Source organism: Mycobacterium simiae (assembly GCF_008370645.1).
In the GTDB taxonomy this organism is placed as follows: Bacteria; Actinomycetota; Actinomycetes; order Mycobacteriales; family Mycobacteriaceae; genus Mycobacterium; species Mycobacterium simiae_A.
Genome location: NZ_VTZN01000167.1, coordinates 1 through 10,340, shown reverse-complemented (window position 1 = coordinate 10,340; position 10,340 = coordinate 1). Strand labels below are relative to the sequence as shown.

The following is a 10,340-nucleotide window of genomic DNA, read 5'->3' as shown; positions in this document are numbered from 1 at the left end:
TGTGGACGGCCACAACACAGGGCACGACACGGGGCCGGCACTGGGGCCTTTGCCCGGCCTGTCGGGGCCGAAGACTAGCTTTCAACTTGAGGCCAGAAGATCTACGGTTGTTGTTCGACTGCCGTTGCGGCTATGGTCGCGGGTCATCCGTTACCGGGGTTCGCTGCGGGTAGCCCCGATACCGGTGGGACGCTGGTCTATGGATTTGAAGGATTCGAACTCACTGTTAGGTGAAGGGACGCAATGGACGCGGCTACGACACATGCTGGTCTCACCGACTTGAAGTTCCGGTTGGTGCGAGAATCCTTCGCTGATGCGGTGTCGTGGGTGGCCAAGAATCTGCCCTCCAGGCCAGCGGTGCCAGTGCTCTCCGGCGTTCTGCTCGCCGGTTCAGATGACGGGCTGACGATTTCCGGGTTCGACTATGAAGTTTCCGCAGAGGTGCAGGTTGCTGCCGAAATTGCTTCTCCCGGAACCGTTTTGGTATCCGGGAAGCTCTTGTCAGATATCACCCGGGCATTGCCCAACAAGCCTGTTGATTTCTATGTGGACGGCAGCCGCGTCGCTTTGACCTGCGGTAATGCCAGATTCTCGCTGCCCACCATGGCGGTTGAGGATTACCCAACACTCCCGACGTTGCCCGACGACACCGGGACCTTGTCGTCGGAGTTGTTCGCCGAGGCGATCGGTCAAGTTGCCATTGCGGCTGGTCGCGATGACACACTGCCCATGTTGACCGGTATTCGGGTCGAGATCTCCGGTGACACTGTGGTTTTAGCCGCGACCGATCGGTTCCGCCTGGCGGTTCGTGAGTTGACCTGGACCGCGCTTTCCCCAGATATCGAAGCATCGGTGCTGGTCCCGGCCAAGACGTTGGCCGAGGCCGCCAAAGCCGGCATTGATGGTGCTGACGTCCGGCTCTCCTTGGGAGCCGGCTCCGGTGTGGGGAGAGACGGCCTGCTGGGCATCAGCGGTAACGGCAAGCGCAGTACGACCCGACTGTTGGACGCGGAGTTCCCTAAGTTTCGCCAACTACTACCCGCCGAACATACGGCGGTGGCCACCGCTGATGTAGCCGAGTTGACCGAAGCGATCAAGCTGGTTGCGCTGGTAGCTGACCGGGGCGCGCAGGTCCGCATGGAATTCGCCGACGGCGTGCTGCGGCTCTCCGCCGGCGCTGACGACGTTGGACGAGCCGAAGAAGACCTTGCCGTCGATTTTGCCGGTGAATCGTTGACGATCGCGTTCAACCCCAACTATTTGACTGACGGGCTGGGATCTTTGCACTCTGAGCGCGTGTCGTTTGGCTTCACCACGCCGGGAAAGCCCGCTTTGCTGCGACCAGCGTCAGCCGAGGATGCCACGCCGGTCGGTGAGGGTCCCTTCCCCGCGGTGCCAACCGACTATGTCTACTTATTGATGCCGGTTCGGTTGCCGGGCTGATCGTCAGGGTGTCGAAGTAGGTGTACGTCCGGAGGTTGGGGCTGCGTGATTTCCGCTCGTGGGCGCAGGCGGATTTCGAATTGCCGCCAGGGCCGACGGTGTTCGTCGGCCCTAATGGTTTCGGCAAGACAAATCTCGTTGAGGCGCTGTGGTATGCGACTACGTTGAGTTCGCACCGCGTTAGTACTGACTTGCCGTTGATTCGTGCCGGTGCCGATCGGGCGGTGATTTCGACGATCGTCGTCAACGACGGGAGAGAATGCGCGGTCGATCTGGAGATCGCTGCTGGGCGCGCCAATAAGGCTCGGCTGAATCGGTCACCGGTGCGCAGCACGCGCGAAGTGGTCGGGGTGTTGCGGGCGGTGCTTTTCGCGCCCGAGGATCTGGCGTTGGTCCGCGGGGATCCGGCGCACCGACGTCGCTACCTCGATGATCTAGCGACAGTGCGCCGCCCGGCAATAGCGGCGGTGCGCGCCGATTACGACAAGGTGCTACGTCAGCGTACCGCCCTGTTGAAATCGGTGTCGGGAGCCCGCTATCGCGGCGACCACAGTGCGCTGGACACCCTTGATGTGTGGGACAGCCGTTTGGCCGAGCACGGCGCGGAACTGATGGCTGCCCGTATCGATTTGGTTAGCCTGCTGGCACCCCAGGTGGAGAAGGCGTATCAGCAGTTGGCGCCCGAATCACGTTCGGCGGCAATTGGATATCGATCCAGCATGGAATCAGACGTGCCCGGATGCGATGGCGCCGCTGATCGCGAATTGCTGGAAGCCGGTTTGTTGGCCGCCCTGGTCGCGCGTCGTGATGTTGAGCTGGAACGTGGCATGTGTCTGGTTGGTCCGCACCGCGACGACTTGGAATTGCGATTGGGTGAGCAACCTGCCAAAGGCTTTGCCAGCCATGGGGAATCGTGGTCGATGGCGGTGGCATTACGGTTAGCGGCCTATGAGCTGCTATGTGTCGACGGCAGCCGACCGGTTTTGCTGCTAGACGATGTTTTCGCCGAATTGGATGCCAAACGCCGTTGTGCCCTAGCGGGAGTCGCGGATTCGGCTGAACAGGTATTGGTGACTGCGGCCGTGCTGGGAGACGTTCCTGCGGAGTTGGATGCCAACCAGGTGCACATTGATTTGTGTGAGGGCCGAGCCGGGCGAGTATCGGTAGTGCAAACATGAGTGATCAGCAACCCCACGAAACCGCCGCTATAGACTTGGTGCGGCGCACTTTAGCCGAAGCTCAGGCCGCCGCTCGTGCGCGGGGACAGGATCCCGGCCGGGGCCGCCTCTCGCCCCTGCCGGCGCCACGTCGTGTCGCCGGCCAGCGTCGCAGCTGGTCTGGGCCGGGTCCCGACTCGCGTGATCCACAACCGCTGGGGCGCTTGACCCGCGAACTGGCCAAAAAGCGTGGTTGGTCGGCGCAGGTAGCCGAAGGCACGGTGTTAGGTGAGTGGACGTCGGTCGTCGGTCAACAGATCGCCGACCACGCGGCGCCAACCGCACTCCATGACGGAATACTCAGCGTAACCGCCGAATCCACCGCATGGGCTACCCAGTTGCGCATTATGCAAGCGCAGCTGTTGGCCAAGATCGCCGCGGCAGTGGGCAACGGAGTGGTGACCTCACTGCGAATCACCGGACCGACCGCGCCGTCGTGGCGCAAAGGCCCGCGTCACATCGCCGGGAGAGGGCCCCGTGACACCTACGGCTAGCGCCCTCCGACGATCGAGCCAAGTGCTGCGGCGGCACCGTCTCAGATGCACTAGGACGAAGCAGACCTGCATCGCAAACGTCGGGACGCGCCCCGCAGGAAGATATCGAGCGCACGGCGCAGTTAGGTGCGTAGAAACACGTCCAGAGAGTCGGTGCCGACAGTCCTTCACGGTAGAGTGGAGAGGCGACCCGCCGCGGTGACTGAACCGCTCGCACATAACCCCAAGGAGAGTATTCGGATCGTGGCTGCCCAGAAGAAGAAGGCCCAAGACGAATACGGCGCTGCATCTATCACGATCCTCGAAGGGTTAGAGGCTGTCCGCAAACGCCCCGGCATGTACATCGGCTCCACAGGTGAGCGTGGTTTGCACCACCTCATCTGGGAAGTAGTGGACAACGCCGTCGATGAAGCTATGGCCGGCTACGCCAGCACCGTGAGCGTCGTCTTGCTGGAGGATGGTGGCGTGGAAGTTGTCGACGACGGCCGTGGCATCCCGGTCGCCATGCACGCTTCCGGCATCCCCACTGTCGATGTGGTCATGACCCAACTGCACGCCGGTGGCAAGTTCGACTCGGATGCCTATGCGATATCGGGTGGTCTCCATGGTGTAGGCGTTTCGGTAGTCAATGCACTCTCCACCCGTCTCGAGGTGGAAATCAAGCGCGAGGGCTCCGAGTGGTCGCAGGTGTATGAGAAGTCAGAACCGATGGGTCTCAAACAAGGCGGGCCGACACGCAAAACTGGTACTACGGTCCGCTTCTGGGCCGATCCGAATGTTTTCGAAACCACCGAATACGACTTTGAGACTGTCGCGCGGCGGTTGCAGGAGATGGCGTTCCTCAACAAGGGGCTCACCATCAACTTGACCGATCAGCGGGTGAGTCAAGAGGAGGTGGTCGACGAGGTCGTCAGCGACGTCGCCGAGGCACCCAAGTCTGCGAGCCAGAAGGCCGCCGAATCCGCCGCGCCACATAAGGTCAAGCGCCGCACGTTCCACTATCCCGGCGGCCTAGTTGACTTCGTCAAACACATCAACCGCACCAAGAACGCCATCCACGCCAGCATTGTCGATTTCTCCGGTAAGGGTCCCGGCCATGAGGTTGAGATCGCGATGCAGTGGAACGCGGGTTATTCCGAGTCGGTGCACACCTTCGCCAACACCATCAATACCCACGAAGGCGGTACCCACGAAGAGGGCTTCCGCAGCGCGCTGACATCGGTGGTGAACAAGTACGCCAAGGACCGTAAGCTGCTCAAAGACAAAGACCCCAACCTGACCGGCGACGACATCCGGGAGGGACTGGCCGCGGTTATTTCGGTGAAAGTCAGCGAACCCCAGTTCGAGGGCCAGACCAAGACCAAACTGGGTAACACCGAAGTCAAGTCGTTCGTGCAGAAGGTCTGCAACGAACAGCTCACGCACTGGTTCGAAGCCAATCCCGCCGATGCCAAAACGGTTGTTAACAAAGCGGTATCTTCGGCTCAGGCCCGAATCGCGGCGCGCAAGGCCCGGGAATTGGTGCGCCGCAAGAGCGCAACTGATCTGGGCGGACTTCCCGGGAAGTTGGCCGATTGTCGCTCTACCGATCCACGGAAGTCCGAACTGTATGTGGTGGAAGGTGATTCGGCAGGCGGTTCGGCTAAGAGCGGCCGCGACTCGATGTTTCAGGCCATCCTTCCGCTGCGCGGAAAGATCATCAACGTGGAAAAGGCCCGCATCGACCGGGTCCTGAAAAACACTGAAGTCCAGGCGATCATCACTGCCCTGGGCACCGGCATTCACGACGAATTCGACCTCGCCAAACTGCGCTATCACAAGATTGTCTTGATGGCCGACGCTGACGTCGACGGCCAGCACATTTCCACCCTGTTGCTGACATTGTTGTTCCGGTTCATGCGCCCGCTGATCGAGAACGGGCATGTCTTTCTGGCTCAGCCGCCGCTGTACAAGCTCAAGTGGCAACGCTCAGATCCCGAATTCGCCTACTCCGACCGGGAGCGCGACGGATTACTCGAGGCGGGACTGAAAGCCGGCAAGAAGATCAACAAAGAAGATGGCATCCAGCGCTACAAGGGTCTGGGCGAAATGGACGCCAAAGAACTATGGGAAACCACCATGGATCCCTCGGTCCGGGTACTGCGTCAGATCACCCTCGACGACGCCGCCGCCGCCGACGAGTTGTTCTCCATCCTGATGGGTGAAGACGTGGATGCCCGCCGCAGCTTTATCACCCGCAATGCCAAGGATGTTCGGTTCCTCGACGTTTAGGACAAACCTAGATGACAGACACGACGCTGCCACCGGACGACTCTGTCGACCGCATCGAACCCGTTGACATTCAACAGGAGATGCAGCGCAGCTACATCGATTATGCGATGAGCGTAATCGTCGGCCGCGCCTTGCCGGAGGTACGTGACGGGCTCAAGCCGGTGCACCGCCGGGTGCTGTATGCGATGTATGACTCGGGTTTTCGCCCGGACCGCAGCCACGCCAAGTCGGCGCGGTCGGTCGCTGAGACCATGGGTAACTACCACCCGCACGGGGATGCGTCGATCTACGACACCCTGGTACGCATGGCGCAGCCGTGGTCGCTGCGGTATCCGCTGGTCGACGGCCAGGGTAACTTTGGCTCTCCGGGCAACGATCCACCGGCGGCGATGAGGTACACCGAGGCTCGGCTTACCCCGTTGGCAATGGAGATGCTGCGCGAAATCGACGAGGATACAGTCGATTTCATCCCCAACTACGACGGCCGGGTGCAGGAACCGACGGTGCTACCCAGCCGGTTCCCCAACCTGCTGGCCAACGGTTCCGGCGGCATCGCGGTCGGCATGGCCACCAACATCCCGCCGCACAACCTGCGCGAACTCGCCGATGCGGTGTTCTGGGCGCTGGACAATTACGACGCCGACGAAGAAACGACCCTGGCCGCCGTCATGGAACGGGTCAAGGGCCCCGACTTCCCTACCGCCGGACTGATCGTCGGCTCCCAAGGCATCGCTGATGCCTACCAGACCGGTCGCGGTTCCATCCGGATGCGCGGAGTCGTTGAGGTAGAAGAAGATTCACGCGGCCGGACGTCGTTGGTGATTACCGAGCTGCCGTATCAGGTCAACCACGATAACTTCATCACCTCGATCGCCGAACAGGTCCGTGACGGCAGGCTCACCGGCATCTCCAACGTCGAAGACCAGGGCAGCGAGCGGGTCGGCGTACGCATCGTCGTCGAACTTAAGCGCGACGCGGTAGCCAAAGTGGTGCTCAACAACCTCTACAAGCACACCCAGCTGCAAACCAGCTTCGGCGCCAACATGCTGTCCATCGTCGACGGGGTGCCGCGCACGCTGCGGCTCGATCAGCTGATCCGCTACTACGTCGAGCACCAACTCGATGTCATCATCCGGCGCACTACCTACCGGCTGCGAAAAGCCAACGAGCGGGCCCACATTCTGCGCGGTCTAGTCAAGGCGCTGGACGCGCTCGACGAGGTGATCGCCCTGATCCGGGCGTCGCAAACCGTCGACATCGCCCGGGCCGGACTGATCGAACTGCTCGACATCGACGAGATTCAGGCCCAGGCCATCCTGGACATGCAGCTGCGACGCCTGGCCGCACTCGAGCGTCAGCGCATCATCGATGACCTCGCCAAAATCGAGGCCGAGATCGCCGACCTGGAAGACATCCTGGCCAAGCCCGAACGCCAGCGCGGGATCGTGCGCGACGAATTGGGCGAGATCGTCGATAAGCACGGCGACGACCGTCGTACCCGGATCGTTGCCGCCGACGGTGAAGTCAGCGACGAGGATCTCATTGCCCGCGAGGACGTCGTCGTCACCATCACCGAGACCGGATATGCCAAACGCACCAAGACCGACTTGTATCGCAGCCAGAAACGCGGCGGCAAGGGTGTGCAGGGCGCCGGGCTCAAGCAAGACGACATCGTCCGGCACTTTTTCGTGTGCTCAACGCACGATTTGATCTTGTTTTTCACCACCCAAGGCCGGGTGTATCGGGCCAAGGCCTACGAGCTGCCGGAGGCCTCACGTACCGCACGCGGTCAGCATGTCGCCAACCTGTTGGCCTTCCAGCCCGAGGAGCGCATCGCACAGGTCATTCAGATCCGCAGTTACGAGGATGCGCCGTATCTGGTGCTGGCCACCAAGAATGGGTTGGTCAAGAAATCCAAGCTAACCGACTTCGACTCCAACCGCTCCGGCGGGATCGTGGCGATCAACCTCCGCGGCGAGGACGAATTGGTGGGAGCGGTGTTGTGTTCGGCCGAGGAGGATCTGCTGTTGGTATCGGCCAACGGCCAGTCCATCCGCTTCTCGGCGACCGACGAGGCGCTGCGCCCGATGGGACGGGCCACCTCCGGCGTGCAGGGTATGCGATTCAACATCGACGACCGGCTGCTGTCGCTCAATGTGGTGCGCGAAGGCACCTACCTGCTAGTTGCCACCGCCGGGGGCTACGCCAAACGAACCGGCATCGAGGAATACCCCGTACAGGGCCGCGGCGGCAAGGGCGTGCTGACCATCATGTACGACCGGCGGCGTGGCCGGCTGGTGGGAGCTTTGATCGTCGACGACGACAGCGAGCTGTATGCGATCACCTCGGGCGGCGGCGTGATCCGCACCGCGGCCCGGCAGGTCCGAAAGGCGGGACGCCAGACCAAAGGTGTTCGCTTGATGAACCTGGGCGAGGGCGACACCCTTTTGGCGATTGCCCGCAATGCCGAAGAAACCGCCGACGAGACCGTCGGAGAAGCCGACGGCACGGACGGGTCGGACAAATAGTGCCAGCTCGACGAATCGGGCGGTGAGCGGCGCCTGGCGTACCCGGGGAACTAGACTCAGCCCGATGACGATGAGGGTCGCGGGGCGGCCCGCAGAGGAGCCGGGCCGTCAGACCCAGCGAACCGGGTAAAGCCGGGCAGACACGTTAGGAGTCGGGGTGACCTCAACGAACGAGCCGGGCACCCCCAATGCGGGTGACCACCCGAATGGGGATGCTGTGGTCGAGCGTGCCGGTGCGCACCGGGCGGCGACTGGACCGGGCCGCTTACCTGACCACGCAGACTCGCCAGCCCGCCAGCGCGGTGGCGCCTGGCCGTCTCAACCGGCGCAGTGGCAGTCCGCCGATTCGCCTACCGACGTGCGCCCGCCAGGCCCTGGCTCGGCCGCCGATGCCCGCTTGAACCGGTTCATCTCCGGCACATCGGCGCCGGCGGCTGCCCCGCCTGCGCCCGGGAAGGCGACGTCACCAGAGCGCGAAGAATCGCCGCTGCGTGCTGAGGGTCCACCCGTTGAGGCCTATGCGAGCGAGTTGCCCGATCTGTCCGGGCCAATCCCCCGAGCACAGCGCAGAGCCGCCCCCGACCGTGTCGTGAACACCTCCGGGTCCACACCGGCTGCCGGCCGTTCGGCGATCACCGAAGCCCGAGAATCCCGCGTACAGGTGTTATCACGGCGCGGTCGTGGACCGGTACGGGCCAGCATGCAGATCCGGCGGATCGATCCGTGGAGCACCTTGAAGGTGTCGCTGCTGCTGTCGGTGGCGCTGTTCTTCGTCTGGATGATCTCGGTAGCGTTCCTGTATCTGGTGCTCGGCGGCATGGGTGTGTGGGCCAAGCTCAACAGCAACGTCGGGGACTTGCTGAACAACACCAGCGGTAGCAACGCAGAGCTGGTCTCCAGCGGCACGATTTTCGGCGGCGCCGTCCTGATCGGCTTGGTCAACATCGTCTTGATGACCGCGATGGCCACCATCGGGGCGTTTGTCTACAACCTGACGACCGATCTGATCGGCGGTATCGAAGTGACACTGGCGGACCGGGACTAGGTTGATGCGCGGCGACCCCCTGCGCCCGGCTGCGCCGCGCTTGCGATGCCCACGACGTTTTGGGGGTCGGGCGGCGATTGCGGTAATCTCGTCGCTCGGCCGTACGCAACGTACGGGCCTATAGCTCAGGCGGTTAGAGCGCTTCGCTGATAACGAAGAGGTCGGAGGTTCGAGTCCTCCTAGGCCCACGACCATGTGCCCGTCCAGACGTTGTGTGAGGCTCGCGTTGTCAGTGGCAGCGATCGCTGCCGTGGTTGCCGCGGCGCGGGCGCGGCGCGACGCCGAAGTGTGGCACGTGGCGCCGGATCTCGATGCTGATCATGCGCCTGGTCACCACGAGGGGCCTTAGCTCAGTTGGTAGAGCACCGCCTTTGCAAGGCGGGTGTCAGGGGTTCGATTCCCCTAGGCTCCACACCCTAGGCTCCACATAGCGGAAGCGCAGCCCAACCGTCGCTCGCCTTCGCAAGCCGCCGCTCACAACGCCGGGATCTTGCCCTTGAACAACCGCCGCGCATTGCCAGCACCGACTTTATGGCACTGCTCGTCGTCGAGCGGATAGTCGGTGAGAAACTTCGCCCCGGCCATGTTGTCGTCCATCGGATAGTCGACCGAGAACATCACCCGATCGGCACCCATGACGTCCAGCGTGCACGCAAAGGCCGGCGGGGAAAAATTGCCGCTGGTGGTCACATAGAAGTTCGAGCGCAGGTACTCCGAGGGCAGCCGGCGCAACTTGGGGGCGGCATCCGGATCACCAGCGAGACCGTAATAGCGGTCAATGCGGTAGGCGGCGAAAGGCAGCATCTCGCCCAAGTGCCCCAAGATCATCTGCAGCCGGGGGAAGCGGTCGAACAGACCCGAGTAGATCAGCCGTAAAGCGTGCGTACCGGTTTCGATGCCGAATCCCCACGACGCCAGGTGCAGGCCGTCGCCGACATACGGCTGGAACCAGGCGTCCATCACTGCGGGATGAGGGGTCGTCGGGTGCAGGTAAATCGGTGCCTGCAACGCCTCGGCCGCCTCGAACAGCCCGAAGTAGGCCGGGTCGTCCAGATAGCGGCCGTGGGTGTGCCCGTTGATCAGCCCACCGAGAAAGCCCAATTCGGTGACGGCGCGCGTCAGCTCCGCCGCGGCGGCTTGGGGATCCTGGGGCGCCAGGGTCGCCAACGCCCCGAAACGATCTGGTGTCGCCCGGATTGTCTCCGCCAGGTTGTCATTGGCTTCGCGAGCGTGATCGACGGCACGGTCGACATCGGAATCGTGTTGGACGCCCGGATCAAACAACGACAAGACCTGGAAATCGATGCCCGCGGCGTCCATCTGCTCCAGCCGCAGCGGTCCC

The 10,340-nt window shown here is 62.8% G+C and carries 7 protein-coding genes and 2 tRNA genes; 8 read left to right on the top strand and 1 reads right to left on the bottom strand.

Annotation, left to right across the window (positions count from 1 at the left end):
- Window positions 1-243 precede the first annotated feature (243 nt).
- The 8 genes from dnaN to F0Q45_RS20920 all read left to right on the top strand — a co-directional run bounded on the left by dnaN (window position 244) and on the right by F0Q45_RS20920 (window position 9,410).
- On the top strand, window positions 244-1,443 hold the full coding sequence (gene dnaN / locus F0Q45_RS20955) for a DNA polymerase III subunit beta (RefSeq protein WP_149655769.1): 1,200 nt from the start codon (window positions 244-246) through the stop codon (window positions 1,441-1,443).
- 20 nt (window positions 1,444-1,463) lie between these two features.
- Window positions 1,464-2,621 carry a DNA replication/repair protein RecF gene (gene recF / locus F0Q45_RS20950; protein WP_149655768.1) on the top strand — a complete coding sequence of 386 codons (1,158 nt, stop codon included), beginning with the start codon at window positions 1,464-1,466 and terminating at the stop codon, window positions 2,619-2,621.
- Window positions 2,618-3,154 carry a DUF721 family protein gene (locus tag F0Q45_RS20945; protein ID WP_149655767.1) on the top strand — a complete coding sequence of 179 codons (537 nt, stop codon included), beginning with the start codon at window positions 2,618-2,620 and terminating at the stop codon, window positions 3,152-3,154. The genes recF and F0Q45_RS20945 overlap by 4 nt, the downstream gene beginning before the upstream one ends.
- A 243-nt stretch (window positions 3,155-3,397) precedes the next feature.
- Window positions 3,398-5,425 (top strand): DNA topoisomerase (ATP-hydrolyzing) subunit B, encoded by a 2,028-nt coding sequence (gene gyrB, locus F0Q45_RS20940; protein WP_149655770.1) that lies wholly within the window; start codon window positions 3,398-3,400, stop codon window positions 5,423-5,425.
- 11 nt (window positions 5,426-5,436) lie between these two features.
- Entirely contained in the window at window positions 5,437-7,953 is a 2,517-nt protein-coding gene (gene gyrA / locus F0Q45_RS20935; RefSeq protein WP_149655766.1) for a DNA topoisomerase (ATP-hydrolyzing) subunit A, read from the top strand.
- Window positions 7,954-8,110: 157 nt separating this feature from the next.
- Window positions 8,111-8,998 carry a DUF3566 domain-containing protein gene (locus F0Q45_RS20930; RefSeq protein WP_149655765.1) on the top strand — a complete coding sequence of 296 codons (888 nt, stop codon included), beginning with the start codon at window positions 8,111-8,113 and terminating at the stop codon, window positions 8,996-8,998.
- A 114-nt stretch (window positions 8,999-9,112) separates the two neighbouring features.
- A tRNA-Ile gene (locus F0Q45_RS20925) sits at window positions 9,113-9,186 on the top strand.
- A 151-nt stretch (window positions 9,187-9,337) separates the two neighbouring features.
- Window positions 9,338-9,410, top strand: a tRNA-Ala gene (locus tag F0Q45_RS20920).
- Window positions 9,411-9,472: 62 nt separating this feature from the next.
- Here the strand turns inward: F0Q45_RS20920 and F0Q45_RS20915 are convergent.
- Window positions 9,473-10,340, bottom strand: an 868-nt coding sequence (locus tag F0Q45_RS20915; protein ID WP_149655764.1) for an amidohydrolase family protein, incomplete at its 5' end; no start/stop codon positions are given.

What these genes read in the sequence shown, in the direction of transcription:
- dnaN (WP_149655769.1), top strand. Translation starts at nt 244, where the DNA reads ATGGACGCGGCTACGACACATGCTGGTCTCACCGACTTGAAGTTCCGG.
- F0Q45_RS20945 (WP_149655767.1), top strand. Translation starts at nt 2,618, where the DNA reads ATGAGTGATCAGCAACCCCACGAAACCGCCGCTATAGACTTGGTGCGG.
- gyrA (WP_149655766.1), top strand. Translation starts at nt 5,437, where the DNA reads ATGACAGACACGACGCTGCCACCGGACGACTCTGTCGACCGCATCGAA.